At 64.2% G+C, this 15,515-nt stretch carries 17 protein-coding genes and 1 pseudogene; 10 read left to right on the top strand and 8 right to left on the bottom strand.

The window, feature by feature from the left end; all coding sequences use genetic code 11:
• Nucleotides 1–72: 72 nt before the first annotated feature.
• Both X743_RS154490 and hemC read right to left on the bottom strand, forming a co-directional pair.
• Nucleotides 73–789: a uroporphyrinogen-III synthase gene (locus X743_RS154490; RefSeq protein WP_023765944.1), complete on the bottom strand. Its 717-nt coding sequence runs from the start codon at nucleotides 787–789 to the stop codon at nucleotides 73–75.
• A 79-nt stretch (nucleotides 790–868) separates the two neighbouring features.
• Nucleotides 869–1,789: pseudogene (gene hemC / locus X743_RS154495) on the bottom strand (hydroxymethylbilane synthase); the annotation flags it as partial.
• Between the two features lie 155 nt (nucleotides 1,790–1,944).
• On the opposite strand from hemC, the gene tsaD reads away from it, so the two are divergent.
• From tsaD to X743_RS154530, 7 genes are all read left to right on the top strand, one after another.
• Nucleotides 1,945–3,030, top strand: a complete 1,086-nt coding sequence (gene tsaD, locus X743_RS154500) for a tRNA (adenosine(37)-N6)-threonylcarbamoyltransferase complex transferase subunit TsaD (RefSeq protein WP_198028440.1) — start codon at nucleotides 1,945–1,947, stop codon at nucleotides 3,028–3,030.
• A gap of 26 nt (nucleotides 3,031–3,056) precedes the next feature.
• On the top strand, nucleotides 3,057–4,094 hold the full coding sequence (locus X743_RS154505; protein WP_031257751.1) for an NAD(P)H-dependent glycerol-3-phosphate dehydrogenase: 1,038 nt from the start codon (nucleotides 3,057–3,059) through the stop codon (nucleotides 4,092–4,094).
• A 48-nt stretch (nucleotides 4,095–4,142) separates the two neighbouring features.
• Nucleotides 4,143–4,439, top strand: coding sequence for a YciI-like protein (locus X743_RS154510; protein WP_023765940.1), 297 nt, complete (start codon nucleotides 4,143–4,145; stop codon nucleotides 4,437–4,439).
• 35 nt (nucleotides 4,440–4,474) lie between these two features.
• Nucleotides 4,475–4,900 carry an EVE domain-containing protein gene (locus X743_RS154515; RefSeq protein ID WP_023765939.1) on the top strand — a complete coding sequence of 142 codons (426 nt, stop codon included), beginning with the start codon at nucleotides 4,475–4,477 and terminating at the stop codon, nucleotides 4,898–4,900.
• Nucleotides 4,855–5,580, top strand: a complete 726-nt coding sequence (locus X743_RS154520; protein ID WP_198028436.1) for a methyltransferase — start codon at nucleotides 4,855–4,857, stop codon at nucleotides 5,578–5,580. Before X743_RS154515 ends, X743_RS154520 begins: the two co-directional genes overlap by 46 nt.
• Nucleotides 5,581–5,707: 127 nt before the next feature.
• On the top strand, nucleotides 5,708–6,124 hold the full coding sequence (locus X743_RS154525; protein ID WP_023765937.1) for a DUF1761 domain-containing protein: 417 nt from the start codon (nucleotides 5,708–5,710) through the stop codon (nucleotides 6,122–6,124).
• 15 nt (nucleotides 6,125–6,139) lie between these two features.
• Nucleotides 6,140–6,883 (top strand): glycosyltransferase family 25 protein, encoded by a 744-nt coding sequence (locus X743_RS154530; RefSeq protein WP_023765936.1) that lies wholly within the window; start codon nucleotides 6,140–6,142, stop codon nucleotides 6,881–6,883.
• 15 nt (nucleotides 6,884–6,898) lie between these two features.
• On the opposite strand, the gene gcvA is transcribed toward X743_RS154530, so the two are convergent.
• Nucleotides 6,899–7,831 (bottom strand): transcriptional regulator GcvA, encoded by a 933-nt coding sequence (gcvA, locus tag X743_RS154535; protein WP_023765935.1) that lies wholly within the window; start codon nucleotides 7,829–7,831, stop codon nucleotides 6,899–6,901.
• A 165-nt stretch (nucleotides 7,832–7,996) separates the two neighbouring features.
• On the opposite strand from gcvA, the gene X743_RS154540 reads away from it, so the two are divergent.
• Nucleotides 7,997–8,242 (top strand): hypothetical protein, encoded by a 246-nt coding sequence (locus X743_RS154540; protein ID WP_023765934.1) that lies wholly within the window; start codon nucleotides 7,997–7,999, stop codon nucleotides 8,240–8,242.
• Between the two features lie 112 nt (nucleotides 8,243–8,354).
• Here the strand turns inward: X743_RS154540 and X743_RS154545 are convergent, their stop codons facing one another.
• Complete coding sequence (locus X743_RS154545) at nucleotides 8,355–8,891, bottom strand: L,D-transpeptidase (protein ID WP_198028439.1); 537 nt, start codon at nucleotides 8,889–8,891, stop codon at nucleotides 8,355–8,357.
• 144 nt (nucleotides 8,892–9,035) lie between these two features.
• On the opposite strand from X743_RS154545, the gene X743_RS154550 reads away from it, so the two are divergent.
• Together X743_RS154550 and X743_RS154555 are read left to right on the top strand one after the other, a co-directional pair.
• On the top strand, nucleotides 9,036–9,719 hold the full coding sequence (locus tag X743_RS154550) for a response regulator transcription factor (protein ID WP_023765932.1): 684 nt from the start codon (nucleotides 9,036–9,038) through the stop codon (nucleotides 9,717–9,719).
• 122 nt (nucleotides 9,720–9,841) lie between these two features.
• The gene (locus X743_RS154555; RefSeq protein WP_023765931.1) at nucleotides 9,842–10,297 is read left to right on the top strand and encodes a Crp/Fnr family transcriptional regulator; all 456 of its coding nucleotides are present in this window, start codon (nucleotides 9,842–9,844) and stop codon (nucleotides 10,295–10,297) included.
• A gap of 1 nt (nucleotide 10,298) precedes the next feature.
• Here X743_RS154555 and X743_RS154560 read toward each other — a convergent pair whose 3' ends face one another.
• The 4 genes from X743_RS154560 to X743_RS154575 all read right to left on the bottom strand — a co-directional run bounded on the left by X743_RS154560 (nucleotide 10,299) and on the right by X743_RS154575 (nucleotide 15,494).
• Nucleotides 10,299–11,105, bottom strand: coding sequence for an exodeoxyribonuclease III (locus X743_RS154560; RefSeq protein ID WP_023765930.1), 807 nt, complete (start codon nucleotides 11,103–11,105; stop codon nucleotides 10,299–10,301).
• A gap of 402 nt (nucleotides 11,106–11,507) precedes the next feature.
• Nucleotides 11,508–12,188 carry an outer membrane lipoprotein carrier protein LolA gene (locus X743_RS154565; RefSeq protein WP_013892296.1) on the bottom strand — a complete coding sequence of 227 codons (681 nt, stop codon included), beginning with the start codon at nucleotides 12,186–12,188 and terminating at the stop codon, nucleotides 11,508–11,510.
• 134 nt (nucleotides 12,189–12,322) lie between these two features.
• The gene (locus X743_RS154570; protein ID WP_023765929.1) at nucleotides 12,323–15,004 is read right to left on the bottom strand and encodes a DNA translocase FtsK; all 2,682 of its coding nucleotides are present in this window, start codon (nucleotides 15,002–15,004) and stop codon (nucleotides 12,323–12,325) included.
• A gap of 211 nt (nucleotides 15,005–15,215) precedes the next feature.
• Complete coding sequence (locus tag X743_RS154575; protein WP_023765928.1) at nucleotides 15,216–15,494, bottom strand: hypothetical protein; 279 nt, start codon at nucleotides 15,492–15,494, stop codon at nucleotides 15,216–15,218.
• Nucleotides 15,495–15,515: the final 21 nt, after the last annotated feature.

Raw genomic sequence — 15,515 nt, 5'->3', positions numbered from 1 at the left:
GCGGCGCGTGATGGTTCAGAAAGGGTCTAGCACATCACCAAGCGGTGAAAAGGGGCGGTGTGATGACGCGGGTCAGCGGGGCGCCCGCAAAAGTGCCAGCAGCGCGTCTTCGTCGGGCGTCGCGGCAATCTCGATTGCTTTGCCGGCGCTATAGTCAAGAGCAGCGGCGATGCGCTGGGAAAGCGCCAAAAACCGTGTTTTTTCAAACAGTAGTTTCAAGGCGGGCCTTGCAGCCAAATCCTGCATCGCGGCAGCCGCCTTGGCGGAATAGAGCAGCACCGCATCGACCGGTTGGCCTGACGTCAGCGCAAGGACGTCCTTGTCGGAACATCGCACCGCCGAAGTGTCGTACGTCTCGACGGCGTGGACCTGGACGCCAGCGGCTTCCAGCCGCTGTTCGAACACCGGGAACCGCACGCGTCCGCAGAGATAGACGATCGTCTTGCCGGAAAAGGTATCGCCCATGTTTTCGGCCAGCGCCTCGGCATCGCCCGCACCCTCGCGCACCGACAGGAACCCTGCGTCGCGCGCGGCTTCGGCTGTCCGCTTTCCAACGGCATGGCAAGGCAAGGCCGCGAGCGCCGCGATGATTTCTTCCGAAGCATGGCGCACGGCGTTGGCGCTGGTGACGGCAACGGCGAGAGCATCAGCCGGAACCTGACCGGCATCGGTAGGCAAAGCCGCCGTTTCGGTCAAAGGCAGGAGAATCGGCTGGAAACCCGCCTCCAGGACCCGCCGCGCCGTACGCGAAGCCCCCGGTTCCGGCCTGGTCACCAGGACGCCAGGCATTTTCAGAGCCAGCCGTCGAAGAACTTTTCACCGGCCTTGGCCCGCACCGTCCCGGCGGCTTCCGTGCCGATGCGGGCGNCCAGCCGTCGAAGAACTTTTCACCGGCCTTGGCCCGCACCGTCCCGGCGGCTTCCGTGCCGATGCGGGCGGCATCCTGCGCTGGCCCCTGCAGCTCGATCATGTGCGACTGCGTGCCGTCGGGCGAGATGATCAGGCCGGCGAAAGAGAGCTTCCCACCCTCGATCGCCGCGTAGCCGGCGATCGGCGTGCGGCAGGAGCCGTCGAGCGCCGCCAGGAAGGCGCGCTCGCAGGCGAGCGCCTGTCCGGTCGGCACGTCATGGATCGCCACCAGCATCTTTTCGACAGCGCGATCGCCGATGCGGGTCTCGATGCCGATCGCACCCTGGCCCGGCGCCGGCGGAAAGACGTCGAGCGGGATCAGGTCGGTGACGACATGGTCGAGCCCGAGCCGCTTCAGCCCGGCATAGGCAAGGATGGTGCCGGCGGCGGCCCCTTCATCCAGCTTGCGCAGCCGCGTCTGCACATTGCCGCGGAACATCACCACGTCGAGATCCGGCCGCATACGGCGGATCAGCGCCTGCCGCCTGAGCGACGACGAGCCGACTGTCGCGCCGCGCGGCAGGTCGGCGATCGTCTTCGCCGCCTTGCCGACATAGGCGTCGCGCGCGTCCTCGCGCGGCAGGAAGGCCGAGAGTTCCAGGCCGCCGGGCAGTTGCGTCGGCATGTCCTTCGACGAATGCACGGCGATGTCGATGGCGCCCGCCAGCAGCGCCTCCTCGATCTCCTTGGTGAACAGGCCCTTGCCGCCGGCCTCCGACAACGGCCGGTCCTGGATGCGGTCGCCGCTGGTCGAGATGACGACCACCTCGAACGCTTCCGCCGGCAAGCCATGCGCGGCCATCAGCCGCGCCTGCGTTTCATGGGCCTGGGCCAGCGCCAGCGGGCTGCCGCGTGTTCCGATTTTCAAGGTTGTTTGCATGGCGCGCGGTCCGTGATAACCCCCGGCCAGAGCATTTTGCAGCCAAGTGGAGCCACTTGGCGTCGCAGAAATGCAGTTGGAATGACCGAGGCCTTTCGGGCTTTCTCCTAACGGGGAAAGGCCTGATAAACAACTCTTGGGATAGCGACGAATTGATCCGCGTTCTGGGCATTGAGACGAGTTGCGATGAGACCGCCGCCAGCGTCGTGGCGCTTGAAGGCTATGACGCGCCGAAAATCCTGTCCAACATCGTGCTCAGCCAGATCGAGGAGCATGCCGCCTTCGGCGGTGTCGTGCCCGAGATCGCCGCGCGCGCCCATGTCGAGGCGCTGGACGGCATCGTCGAGGCCGCCCTTGCCGATTCGGGTGTGGCGCTGGCCGATATCGACGCCATCGCCGCCACCGCCGGTCCCGGTCTCGTCGGCGGCCTGATCGTCGGCTTGATGACGGCCAAGGCGATCGCCGCGGCGGCGGGCAAGCCGCTGATCGCCGTAAACCACCTCGAAGGCCATGCCTTGACGGCGCGGCTGACCGACGGGCTCGATTTCCCCTATCTGCTGCTGCTGGTTTCCGGCGGCCACACGCAGATCCTGGCCGTGCGCGGCGTTGGCGACTACCAGCGTTGGGCGACCACCATCGACGATGCGCTCGGCGAAGCCTTCGACAAGACCGCCAAGATGCTCGGCCTGCCCTATCCCGGCGGCCCGAACGTCGAGAAGGCGGCGCAGGCCGGCAATGCGGCCCGCTTTGCCTTTCCCCGTCCGATGAAGGGGTCGGCGCAGCCTGATTTCTCCTTCTCCGGCCTCAAGACCGCCGTGCGCCAGGCGGCGACCGCCATCGAGCCGCTGAGCGACCAGGACGTCGCCGACATCTGCGCCTCGTTCCAGGCCGCGGTCGCCGATGCGCTCGCCGACCGCGTTTCGCGCGCGCTGGCACGGTTCAGCGAGACATTTCCGGGCACGAACACGCCCGCGCTGGTGGTCGCCGGCGGCGTCGCCGCCAACCGCACCATCAAGACGACGCTGGAACGGCTGTGCTCTCAAGCCGGTTTCACCTTCGTCGCGCCGCCGCTGAAGCTTTGCACCGACAATGCGGCGATGATCGCCTGGGCCGGTATCGAGCGGCTGCGCGAAGGCATGGCGCAGGAGAACGGCTTCGATTTCGTACCCCGTTCGCGCTGGCCGCTGGACAGCATCTCGGCGCCGATGGTCGGCTCCGGCCGGCGGGGAGCCAAGGCATGATCAAGAGGGGCATGACCAAGAGGGGCATGACCGAGACGGACCTGACCGAGAGGGGCGTGAGCGGCGGCGACCCAGTGCCAAGTGGCTGGCGCGTTGCCGTGCTCGGCGGCGGGGCCTGGGGCACCGCTTTGGCGCTGGCCATGCTGCGCGCCGGCCATTTCGTCCGCCTCTATGCACGCGACCCGGAGACCGTCACCGCGATCGATCGCGGCGAAAATCCACGCTATCTGCCGGGCATCGCGCTCCAGGCCGGCATCGTGGCGACGAGCAACATCCAAGCGGCACTCGACGGTGCCGATTGCGTGCTGGCGGTGACGCCAGCGCAATCGCTTCGTGCCATGCTGACAGCCGCCAGGCCGAACATGCCGGCCGGCATTCCGCTTGTTCTCTGCGCCAAGGGCATCGAGCGCGACACCGGCGCCTTGCTGTCGGCGATTGTCGAGGAGATACTCCCTGGAAACCCCGTCGCGGTTCTGTCGGGCCCGAGCTTCGCCACCGACGTTGCCCGCGGCCTGCCGACGGCGGTGGTGGTGGCGGCACGCGACGAGGCGCTGGCAGCCGACCTTGCCGCCCGCTTCTCGGCCGAGAACCTGCGCTGCTATTCGAACGATGACCTGATCGGCGTCGAGATCGGCGGCGCCTTGAAGAACGTCTTTGCCATCGCCGCGGGTGCCGTCACCGGCGCCGGGCTCGGCGCCAGCGCCCAGGCCGCCATGGTGACGCGCGGCTTTGTCGAACTGCGCCGGATCGGTGCCGCCTTCGGCGCCCGGCCCGAGACCTTGATGGGGCTTTCCGGTCTCGGCGACCTGCTGCTCACCTGCGCGTCCGCCCAGTCGCGCAACTTCGCCTATGGGCTGGCGCTTGGGCAAGGCAAGGAACTTTCCGGACTGCCGCTGGCCGAGGGCGTGCCGACGGCGGCCATCGCCGCGCGCATCGCCGCCGAGCGCAACATCGATGCGCCGATTATCGCCGCCGTCGCCGCCATACTGGACGGCACCATCACCGTGCGGCAAGCCGTAACGGCGCTGATGACCCGGCCGCTAAAGACCGAAACCAACGATTGATCCCCAACCTTGATTCCCCAACCTTGATCCCGAGACCAGGAGAAAACCATGCTGTTTGCGTTGATTTGCAAGGACAAGCCCGGCAGCCTGCAGGTGCGCCTTGACACGCGGCCCGCCCACGTCGTCTTCATCGAAGGCCTGAACGGTGAAGGGAAGCTCGCCTTCGCCGGTCCTTTTCTTGACGCCGACGGCAAGCCGAACGGCACTCTCGCCGTAATCGAGGCTCCGGATATCGCGGCCGCTCAGGCTTTGTCGGCAGCCGATCCCTACGCCAAGGCCGGCCTGTTCGAAAGCGTCGAAATCCGCCAGTGGAACTGGACCTTCAACAAGCCGGCGGCTAGGTAATCCTGCTCGCTGGTGCGCAAGGAGGAGCAAAAAGAATGAACTACTGGCTGTTCAAATCCGAACCCTCGGTCTTCTCCTTCGAGGCGTTGAAGGCCAAGGGCAAGGCCGGCACGCAATGGGACGGCGTGCGCAACTATGCCGCCCGCAACAATATGAAGGCCATGCAGATCGGCGACCTCGGCTTCTTCTACCACTCCAATGAGGGGTTGAACGTGGTCGGCATCGCCGAGGTCTGCGCGCTCGCCCATCCCGACAGCACCACCGACGACCCGCGCTGGGAGTGCGTCGACATCCGCGCCTTCAAGGAGGTGCCCAACCCGCCGACGCTGGGAGAGATCAAGGCCAATCCCAAACTCGCCGACATGGCGCTGGTGCGGCTCGGACGGCTTTCCGTGCAGCCGGTGACCCCGGCCGAATGGAAGGAAGTCTGCCGCATGGGCGGCCTGACGCCCGCTCCGTGACGGTACTCACGCCAAACAGCGCGCAAAAATTCATCCTCGACAACACGGCACTAATGGCGCCGCCGCATGTGCCGGAGGTTCTTCTGCACCTCGCCGACGAGGCGCACGACCTCTGGCAGCGGACCGAGGACGAACTGGTCGAGATCGGCCTGCCGCCGCCCTTCTGGGCATTTGCCTGGGCCGGCGGCCAGGGCCTCGCCCGCCATGTCATCGACAATCCCGGTACCGTGCGGGGCAAGCGCGTGCTCGACTTTGCCTCGGGCTCCGGCCTCGTCGCCATCGCCGCCGCCAAGGTGGGCGCCGCCGGGGTGATGGCCACCGACATCGATCCGTTCTGCGCCACGGCGATCCGTCTCAACAGCGAGGCCAATGATGTCCAGGTCCAATTCCTCGGCACGGACTGCGTCGGCACCGATGCGGGCTGGGACGTGATCCTCGCCGGCGATGTCTTCTACGACAAGCCTTTCGCCGACCGGCTGATGCCTTGGTTCTCGGCTCTCAAACGGCGTGGGGCCGATATCCTGATCGGCGATCCCGGCCGCTCCTATTTGCCGCGATCGGGGCTGGAGCCGTTGGCGTTCTACGAGGTCCCGGTGACACGGGCACTCGAGGACGCCGAGGTAAAGCGCACCACCGTCTGGCGACTGCTTGACGCCGTCGCCGAACAGGCGTTTCCATGAATTTGTATCTGGAGCAATTCCAGGAAAAGTGTGAGCGGTTTTTCCGTCTGGAATTGCGTCCAAAATAAAGAGTTGGAGCGGTTCGCCGTTTCCATGAAACGGTGAAACGCTCTGGAGGGGGAAGCTGATGGATTTTTCGGCAGTGAACTGGCTGGCGGTGATCGTGGCCGCTATCGTCGCCTGGTTGTTCGGCGCGGCATGGTACATGACGTTGAGCAAGCCGTGGCTCAAAGCCGCCAAGCTCGATCCGGCGACGATTAAGAAATCGCCGCTGCCCTTCGTCGTCAGCTTCATCGCCGAACTGGTCATGGCCACGATCATGGCCCTGGTTGTCGGCGCGATGACCGGTGGTGAGCCGACATGGCTTGCCGGCCTCGTCTTCGGCTTCGTGCTTTGGCTGGGGTTCGTCGCGACGACACTTTCGGTCAACCATCGCTATGAGAATTTCGGCTGGGACCTGACCCTCATCGACGGCGGCCATTGGCTGGGTGTCTTGCTGATCATCGGTGCGGTGATCGGCTGGTTCGGCGCCGTGGCAAGCTGAGACGGCGGGTTGACGATGGCGGATGAGTCCGGATTTCCGCGCGACCTGGTGTTCACCCGCGTCTGTCACGTCAAGCAAGGCTATGACGACCGGCGCCGGCATATCGTGCGCGAGTTCGAGCGGCGCGGCGTGCCGGTCTACTTCTACACCGAATGGGACCGCCCGGACGTCACCCCGGAGATCCGCGCCGAATTGGTCGCGCCCGGCTTTGTCCACCCGCCTGCCGTCTCGCTGGCGCTGAAGCATGTCGGCATCTGGCGCGATTTCCTCGAGACCGACCTGCCCTATTGCCTGGTGTTCGAGGACGACGTTTTCCTCGCTCGCGACTTTGTCGCCAAGTTCCGCCAGGGACTGGCCGAACTCGGCAGCCCCGACCGCAAGGCCGTCATCTATCTCGGCAATGGCAGCAACTACTACACGCCGAGCTGGAACCTGCGGAAGGGCCAAAGGCTCTACCCCGCGCTGCATGCCAGATGCACCGATTCCTATCTCATCACCCGCCCGGTCGCCGAAGCCCGCTGTGCCTGGATCAACCAAAACAAGATATCCACGTCGATCGATCACCAGGTCGAACGGATGGACGACCAACTCGGCGTTGAAATGCTGTGGTTCGAACGGCCGATTGTCGAACAAGGCAGCGAGAACGGAGCTTTTCAGACGTCTATTTCGGGGAAAAACTATCCGCGCCTGTACAAAAGCGTGAAATGGAAGTGGAAGAAATACACCCGCATGATCTTCGGCCACAACGCCCGGTCGTGAGCGGGAGTTGACGGCCTATACCCTGTCCGTCGTGCGCGTCCTGGCCACTTCCTCCAGGATCCAGTCGCGAAAGGCGACGATGCGCGGGTCGTCGGCCATGGCCTGGGGATAGACCAGGAAATAGGCGAATTCGGGCGCGACCTTGATGCCGAGCTCGAAAGGCCGCACCAGCCGGCCCTCGGACAGGTCGTTGGCCACCATGGCGAAATCGGCGAGGGCGACGGCGTTGCCGTCGATCGCCGCCTGGATGGCATCCGAGGAATTGACGAAGACGATTGTCCGGCTGTTGTCGAAATCGTCGACACCGGCCGCCGCCATCCACATGCGCCAGTTCGGCCATGTCACGCCTTGGCGCGCCCACTCGATATGGGCAAGCGTGTGGTGGAAGAGATCGCGCGGCTCGCGCAAGGGCGGCCCGGACGCCAGAAGGCCCGGGCTGCACACCGGAATGATGACGTTGTCGAACAGGCGGTGCGCGCACAGACCCGGATATTTGCCGGCGCCGAAACGGATGCCGACATCGACATCGTCGAGATCGAAATCGCGCAGCCCGTAGGCGATGTCGAACCGGAGCTCGATGCCCGGCCGCTGCTTGCGAAAATCCTCGACCCGCCGCATCAGCCATTTTGTCGCGAACTGGGCGTCCAGCGTCACCTTCAGAAATTCCGTCCCCCGCGCTATCTTGCGCGCCCGCATGGCGGCCCGGCCAAGCAGGTCGAGCGCATCGGTCGCGGCCTCGAACAGCACCGTGCCGGCCTCCGTCAGCCGGATCGTGCGGCTGGTGCGCGTGAAAAGCACGATGCCGAGCTGATCCTCGATTTCCTTGATCTGATGGCTGACCGCGGCCGGCGTCAGGCCAAGCTCGTCGGCGGCACGGGTGAAATTGAGGTGCCTGGCCGCCGCCTCCAGCGTCCTCAGCGCCCGCGTTCCCGGCAGCAGGGTCGCCATCAGCGGGGGATCTCGGCGAAGCGGTCCATGGCGCTCTCAATCCTCAAAGAAAACTTGATGATCGAGCAAAAACTACTCGTTTCCTCCCAAGATTTCAATCGGGCATGATGTGATCATCGAAACACCATCAAACCGGATTTGATGTCCGGACGAACGGATGCCATCATGTCTCACGCCGCTTTTCATCCTGCATATGCCGCCCGCCCGGCCCGGCTGGCGGCGATCCGTGCCTGGCTGCGTCAAGCCAGGGTCGCGATCAATCTTCCGCACCAGAACGTCGAGGACCTGTCCGATCGCCAACTGCGCGATATCGGCGCCGGCCGCAAGGACATCGCCCGGGCAATGGACCGCGAGATGGGCCGGCTGGGCCTTCTCGACATCGGCTGGCAACAGCCCAGGCGAAAGGAGTAGGGAGTAGGGAGGAGGGAGTAGGGAGTAGGGAGTAGGGAAATTAGACGGCATCGACACGTAACCCTACTGCCTACTGCCTACTGCCTACTGCCTACTGCCTACTGCCTACTGCCTACCTCACCACCCTGACCACCGTCCTGTCCGACAGCAGTGGCAGAAGCCGCGCCATGGTCCGCGCCGTCACCGCGACGCAGCCTTGCGTCGGCGTGAAGCCTGGCCGCGCCAGGTGGAAGAAGATCGCGCTGCCGCGCCCGCGGCGGCGCGGCGCGATGTTCCAGTCGAGCACCAGGCAGGCGTCATACAGCCGGTCGTCGCGCCGCATGCGTTCATGGCTGGCGCCATAGGGAATCTTGACCGGACGGTTGTAGTTGCGGTCATCAGGCACCTCGCACCAGCCGAGATCGGGCCCGATCGGCGTCATCGCCAGCCGGGTCCGGCGCGCGCCGGCAAACTGATCGCCCCGGAAATAGCCTGACAGCACCCGCATCGAGCCGAGCGGCGTGGCGCCATCGCCCTCACGCTTGTCGGCCGAGATGCCGCTACGCCCCAGCGCGCAGGCAAACACCGTGTTTCCGGCCTGCAGCAGGCCCTGGGTTGGGTGCCCGGGCCTCGCCCGCACGGTCAGCACACGCAGCCGTTTTACCAAAATTGCGCCGGCTGCATTGCGATCGCGTTTTTTCTTGTATGATCGTGCCACGGAACAAATCACTGTGATCGGCTGTTGTGCCGGCCAGCTTCCGCATAAATACGCAGCGGTCAACTGAATTCACTTTTCAAAACAACGGATTGATCCATGACTTCACGCACCATCCTGATCGTCGACGACGATGACGACCTGCGCGGCACACTGGTCGAGCAATTGTCCCTCTACGAGGAATTCGACGTGCTGCAGGAAGCGACTGCGGCAAAAGGCGTCAACACGGCGCGCGGCGGCCTCATCGATCTGCTCATCATGGATGTCGGCCTCCCCGACATGGACGGCCGCGAGGCGGTGAAGATCCTGCGCAAGGGCGGCTACAAGGCGCCCATCATCATGCTGACCGGCCACGACACCGATTCGGACACGATTCTCGGTCTCGAGGCCGGCGCCAACGACTATGTGACGAAGCCGTTCCGCTTCGCGGTGCTTCTGGCACGCATCCGCGCGCAGCTGCGCCAGCATGAGCAGAGCGAGGACGCCACTTTCTCGGTCGGCCCCTACACCTTCAAACCCAGCCAGAAGCTGCTTATCGACCCGCGCGGCGCCAAGGTGCGGCTGACGGAAAAGGAAGCCTCGATCATCAAATATCTCTATCGCGCCGACCAGAAGGTGGTGACGCGCGACGTGCTGCTCGAGGAGGTCTGGGGCTACAATTCCGGCGTCACCACGCACACGCTGGAAACCCATGTCTACCGGTTGCGCCAGAAGATCGAGCGCGATCCTTCCAATGCGGAAATTCTTGTGACAGAAAGCGGTGGCTACAAGCTGGTTCCTTAAACATTTCATTATCCAATGAGCGGTCTGGGCGGGACCGCTTTCGGGTGCGATCCTGTCGGAGGGGATTCAGGGTCTGCTCGTGAAGGAGGGATTGGACTGACCGTTCGGGGACGCAGCTAGAGATGGCGTTGGATGACGACATCCGCATCCTGTCCGCCGTGAGGCTCTTCGAGGGCTTCACGCAGGAACAGTTGCGCCTGCTCGCCTTCGGCGCCGAGAACACCGTGCTGCAAGCCAACCACAAGCTTTACCGCGAGGACGACGAGGCCGATTCAGCCTATATCGTGGTCAGCGGGCGCATCGTGCTCTACCGCGAGCAGAATGGCGCGCGCATCCCGATCGGCACGGCCGGCCCCGGCACCATCCTGAGTGAACTGGCATTGATCGCCGACACCAACCGGCTGACCAGCGCGTCGGCCGAGATCGACTCGGAAGTGATCCGGCTCAGCCGCAAGATGTTCCGCCGCATCCTGGAAGAATATCCGGAAGTCGCGGTGAAGCTGCATGAGCGCATATCCGAGGAATTCCAGGCGATGATCCGCCGCATCGAGAAACTGGCGCCGCGCTTTTCGGAGTGAGCTAGTCCAGATCGAACCGCGCAATCACCGGCACGTGGTCCGACGGGCGTTCCCAACCGCGCGCCAGGCGCAGGATTTCGTAGCCGGTGAAACTTGGCACCAGGTTCGGCGACGACCAGACATGGTCGAGCCGACGGCCCCGGTTCGACGCTTCCCAGTCCTGCGCGCGATAGCTCCACCAGGTGTAGAGCTTCTGTTCTGATGGTACGTTGAGCCGCATCAGGTCGACCCAATTGCCGGCCAGCCGCATCGCTTCGAAGTTCTCGGTCTCGACCGGCGTGTGACTGACCACGTTGAGCAATTGCTTGTGCGACCAGACATCATGTTCGAGCGGCGCGATGTTGAGGTCGCCGACCAGGACCGAAGCCGACACCTCGTCATGCTCGGCGCGGATGGCGTTCATTTCGGCGACGAAATCGAGCTTGTGCTTGAATTTCTTGTTGATCTCGGGGTTTGGTTCGTCGCCGCCCGCCGGAACGTAGAAATTGTGCACCAGGATCGTCTTGCCGCCGGCCCGCACCGTCACCGAAAGGTGCCGGCTGTCCTCGATCTCGCAAAAACGGCGCTTCTCGACCACCGCGATCGGCCGCCGCGCCACCGTCGCCACGCCGTGGTAGCCCTTCTGGCCGTGGAAGGCGATGTGCTCGTAGCCGAGCTTGCGGAACGCCTTTTCGGGAAACAGCTCATCAGGAACTTTCGTTTCCTGCAGGCAGAGCACATCGGGGGCCTGCTCGACCAGCAAGCGCTCGACGATCGGCATCCGCAGGCGCACGGAGTTGATGTTCCAGGTGGCGATGGAAAAGGGCATGCGCGGGAATCCAGTCCGGGGCGGAGCAAGCCCCGCCAGCTCTAGGACGGCCGGACAGGACATTGTGCCCTATGAAGTTGGTTCCCGAACTACTGCCAGCCGCGCGATATAAAAACAAGCGGGTGCTAACCGCCAATCTCAGCGCCGCCCCTCATTGCCCTGCCGGGCATTTCTCCCCGTAAACGGGGAGAAAGAAGCTGGCCGGGCCGCGGCGCCTTCTTTCAACGCTTGCAATTGGCGAAATCGGCGGTCCAGCGTCCTTCTCCCCGTTCACGGGGAGAAGATGGCGGCAGCCAGATGAGGGGCNATTGGCGAAATCGGCGGTCCAGCGTCCTTCTCCCCGTTCACGGGGAGAAGATGGCGGCAGCCAGATGAGGGGCAGCGCTAGCGCCCAAAGAGAACTTATCTTGTCTTCGTATTCAGCTCGCGGTTCGCCGTATAGTCGATGGCAAAGGTATCCGGGGCGAAGCTGACGCCTTCCTTGGTGTTGAAGATCATCACCGTGGTGTCCTTGCCCTGCGCATCGGTGATCGTCCACTGGCGCAAATCATAGGTTTTTGGATCGAACATCATGGTGATGCGCGCATTGCCGAACACCGACTTGTCGGAAAGCTGGATGGTGGTGAGATCATCCTCTTGCTTGACGCTTTTGACGCGGTCGCCGGATAGGTCGATGCGGTCGTCGAGCAAAAGCTTCAGTGGCGTTTTCGACAGCGGATAGAGATCGGACGTGTTCATTTTCTTGTTGAGGATGACCACCGACTTGCCGTCGGAAATCACCTTGAAATTCGACGAGCCGTCATAGTTGAAGCGGATCTTGCCCGGCCGTTCCAGGAAGAACTTGCCGCCGGTCTGCTCGCCCTTGGGGCCGAACTGGACGAATTCGCCACTCATCGATTTGACCGCGGAAAAATGGTCGGCGATCTTCTGCGCGGCCGCCGGCACGGCCGCCTGCGCCGAGGCCAGCAGCTGGAACCCGGGCACCAAATTGATGGCCGCTGCACCCGCGAAGGCAAGGCCAAGGCCGAGCAGCTGGCGGCGTGTCGGGGCAAGATCGCTGAGCACTGAAAGATCATTTTTCATATCGGTCACTCTCGTCTGATTCCTGATTTGGTGGCTGTGGTGGACCCCCAGTTGGGCTTAAGTTTGACCGGGCGAACGCTGCTTCGTGCCATGAACGCGCCAGAAAGTTCAAAGTTGCCGCGAACGCCCCTTTGTCAGAATTTGTCGTCTTCGGTCGGCACCAGGATTTCGCGTTTTCCCGCATGGTTGGCCGGTCCGACAATGCCTTCCTTTTCCATCTTCTCGATGATCGAGGCGGCGCGGTTGTAGCCGATGCCGAGACGGCGCTGGATATAGCTGGTCGACGCCTTGCCGTCGCGCAGCACCACGGCGACCGCTTGGTCGTAGGGGTCGTCGGAATCCTCGAAATTGCCGCCGCCACCGCCGCCCGATCCGCCCTTGCCGGACGGTTCGTCATCATCCTCGTCGTCATCCTCGGTGATGGCGTCGAGATATTCCGGCACGCCCTGCAGCTTCAGATGCGCAACGATCTTCTCCACCTCCTCGTCGGCGACGAAGGGGCCGTGCACGCGCTGGATGCGGCCGCCGCCGGCCATGTAGAGCATGTCACCCATGCCGAGCAGCTGTTCGGCGCCCTGCTCCCCAAGGATGGTGCGGCTGTCGATCTTCGACGTCACCTGGAAGGAGATGCGGGTCGGGAAGTTGGCCTTGATGGTGCCGGTGATGACGTCGACCGACGGACGCTGCGTCGCCATGATGACGTGGATGCCGGCCGCACGCGCCATCTGCGCCAGGCGCTGCACAGCACCTTCGATATCCTTGCCGGCGACCATCATCAGGTCGGCCATTTCGTCGATGATGACGACGATATAGGGCATCGGCTCGAGATCGAGATCCTCGGTCTCGTAGATCGCCTCGCCCGTCTGGCGGTCGAAGCCGGTCTGCACCGTACGCGAAATCTTCTCGCCCTTCTTCTCGGCCTGTTGGACGCGTGCGTTGAAACCGTCGATGTTGCGCACACCGACCTTGGACATCTTGCGGTAGCGGTCCTCCATCTCGCGCACGGTCCATTTCAGCGCCACGACCGCCTTCTTCGGATCGGTGACGACCGGCGTGAGCAGATGCGGGATGCCGTCATAGACGGAGAGTTCCAGCATCTTCGGGTCGATCATGATCAGCCGGCATTCCTGCGGCGTCAGCCGGTAGAGCAGCGACAGGATCATGGTGTTGATGGCGACCGACTTGCCCGAGCCGGTGGTGCCGGCGACCAGCACGTGCGGCATCTTGGCGATGTCGACGATGACCGCCTCGCCATTGATGGTCTTGCCCAGCGCCAGCGCCAGCTTGGCCTTGGTGGTCTCGAAATCACGGCTGGCCATGATTTCCCGGAGATACACCGTCTCGCGCTTGGCGTTCGGCAGTTCGATGCCGATGGCGTTGCGGCCAGGCACCACGGCGACGCGGCAGGCGATCGCGCTCATCGAGCGGGCGATGTCGTCGGAAAGGCCGATGACGCGCGACGATTTGATGCCCGGCGCCGGTTCGAGCTCGTAGAGCGTCACGACGGGACCCGGGCGGACGGCGATGATCTCGCCCTTGACGCCGAAATCTTCCAGAACGCCTTCGAGCAGGCGCGCATTCTGTTCCAGCGCATCCTTGGAGAGACTTGGGTCTCGCGCAACGTTCTTCGGTTCGGACAGGAAATGCAGCGACGGCATCTCGAACGTGTCCGAGCCGATCATCGATGTCTGCGCCTCGCGCTGGACGCGAGCGCCCGGGGCCGGGCGCGGCGCCGGCGCCTCGACGCGGGNCGCCGGCGCCTCGACGCGGGTGGCGGCATCGGAACGGAACTGCTGCACCTTGGCCGTGGGCGCGGCGCGGCGCGGCGCGACGGGCTCGTCGTCGAAATCCATGTCCCGGTCGTCGCGGTCGAAGATGTCGTCATCGTCGGGATCGACGGAAACGCTGCGGTCATTGACCATGGCGGCGAAGAATTCAGGCTCGACGCGGGCGCGGCCGTCCTGGCTCATGCGCTGCTCCGCGAACTCGGCCGATTCGACCCGTTCGGCGGCACGGCGCCAGGCGCTGGCGCGCGGCTCCATCTCCGGCTCGTACTCGTCCCGCTCGCGCTGGCGGCGCACGGCGCGGCGGTGCATCCATGCACGCAACGAGAGCCACCAATGGGTGATCGCACCGAGCGCCAATATGCCCTCGTCGCCCTCATCCTCGTCATTGTCGAACAAAAGCTCGTCCTCGCGCGGGTCAGCGGCGGCCGGCTCTTCCATGACGGCGAAGCCGTTCTTGCGTCCGGTCAGCGCCGCGCCGTAGGCGAACAGCCAGAGCGCCGGCGCGGCCAAAAGCACGGCAAGCACGCTGGCGATCAGCCCGGTCGGATAGCCGCCGATGAGGACACCGGGAATCTTGAGCACCATGTCGCCGAACACGCCGCCGAGGCCGGTCGGCAGCGGCCAGGTCTTGGGCGGGACGATGCAGCCGGCGATCGCGGCGCAAAGCAGCGCGAAGCCGAACCAGTACAGACCGCGCTTGGGCAGCCTGTCGACGCCGCGCGCCGAAAACAGGAGGTAGCCCCAGATCACCGCCGGAACCAGCGCGGCAACCGCGGCGAGGCCGAAAAACTGCATGGCAAGGTCGGAGAACACCGCGCCGGCATAGCCCATGGCGTTGGTGACGATGTTGTTCGTCGCGTGCGAGAAGCTTGGATCGGCAACGTTCCAGGTGGCGAGGCTGGCGATCCCGAAGGCAACAGTCAGGAACAGGCCGACGCCGACAAGCCGGCCGACCTGGCGTCGCGCGAAAGCCTGGATGCCGTGCCCCGTATCGGCCATCGCGAGCGGTGCTGAAGCCCCTGAACGCATGCTCTTCCCCGTCAGTGATTGCCCGGCCCGAGCGCATGACGCACTCCGGCAGATTCGGAGACCAGACTAGGCGTGGGAAGGTTAAGGCTGCATTAACTATAAGACCGGTGGAGCCACTCCCATTGCATGAAAATCTTCCGGCCAACCCACCCGCATGAAAATGGCGGGCGCGTTGGCCCGCCATCCATTCGTTTTGGGATCGGGCAGCGCGTTACTTGTTGGCCCCGCCAAGCGCCTTCACATTGGCGCAGAACTCGGCATGCGCCTTGCTCATCGCCGCGTCCTGGCATTCCTTCATCATGGCGTCCTGCTTCTCCTTCGGCATGGCCATGAAGGCGGCCTTGAATTCTTCCATCGGCTTCATGGTTTTCATGCTGGAATCGGTGAAGAACGGCGCCATGTTGTCCGGTTCGTCGAGAGCACCGGCAACTGCCACGCCACTGACCATGGAAAGCGCGAGTGCCCCGAGGCAGATATTCTTGAAGTTCATGAGAAAATTCCTTCCCTGTGT

Origin of the sequence: Mesorhizobium sp. LNHC232B00, from assembly GCF_000502435.1 — a bacterium.
Taxonomy (GTDB): domain Bacteria; phylum Pseudomonadota; class Alphaproteobacteria; order Rhizobiales; family Rhizobiaceae; genus Mesorhizobium; species Mesorhizobium opportunistum.
This window is presented reverse-complemented; position numbering and strand designations above follow the sequence as displayed.

What these genes read in the sequence shown, in the direction of transcription:
- X743_RS154490 (WP_023765944.1), bottom strand. Translation starts at nt 789, where the DNA reads ATGCCTGGCGTCCTGGTGACCAGGCCGGAACCGGGGGCTTCGCGTACG.
- X743_RS154555 (WP_023765931.1), top strand. Translation starts at nt 9,842, where the DNA reads ATGGCGTTGGATGACGACATCCGCATCCTGTCCGCCGTGAGGCTCTTC.
- X743_RS154565 (WP_013892296.1), bottom strand. Translation starts at nt 12,188, where the DNA reads ATGAAAAATGATCTTTCAGTGCTCAGCGATCTTGCCCCGACACGCCGC.
- X743_RS154505 (WP_031257751.1), top strand. Translation starts at nt 3,057, where the DNA reads ATGACCGAGACGGACCTGACCGAGAGGGGCGTGAGCGGCGGCGACCCA.
- X743_RS154560 (WP_023765930.1), bottom strand. Translation starts at nt 11,105, where the DNA reads ATGCCCTTTTCCATCGCCACCTGGAACATCAACTCCGTGCGCCTGCGG.
- X743_RS154525 (WP_023765937.1), top strand. Translation starts at nt 5,708, where the DNA reads ATGGATTTTTCGGCAGTGAACTGGCTGGCGGTGATCGTGGCCGCTATC.
- X743_RS154515 (WP_023765939.1), top strand. Translation starts at nt 4,475, where the DNA reads ATGAACTACTGGCTGTTCAAATCCGAACCCTCGGTCTTCTCCTTCGAG.
- X743_RS154530 (WP_023765936.1), top strand. Translation starts at nt 6,140, where the DNA reads ATGGCGGATGAGTCCGGATTTCCGCGCGACCTGGTGTTCACCCGCGTC.
- X743_RS154540 (WP_023765934.1), top strand. Translation starts at nt 7,997, where the DNA reads ATGTCTCACGCCGCTTTTCATCCTGCATATGCCGCCCGCCCGGCCCGG.
- gcvA (WP_023765935.1), bottom strand. Translation starts at nt 7,831, where the DNA reads ATGGCGACCCTGCTGCCGGGAACGCGGGCGCTGAGGACGCTGGAGGCG.
- X743_RS154575 (WP_023765928.1), bottom strand. Translation starts at nt 15,494, where the DNA reads ATGAACTTCAAGAATATCTGCCTCGGGGCACTCGCGCTTTCCATGGTC.
- X743_RS154550 (WP_023765932.1), top strand. Translation starts at nt 9,036, where the DNA reads ATGACTTCACGCACCATCCTGATCGTCGACGACGATGACGACCTGCGC.
- X743_RS154510 (WP_023765940.1), top strand. Translation starts at nt 4,143, where the DNA reads ATGCTGTTTGCGTTGATTTGCAAGGACAAGCCCGGCAGCCTGCAGGTG.
- X743_RS154520 (WP_198028436.1), top strand. Translation starts at nt 4,855, where the DNA reads ATGGAAGGAAGTCTGCCGCATGGGCGGCCTGACGCCCGCTCCGTGACG.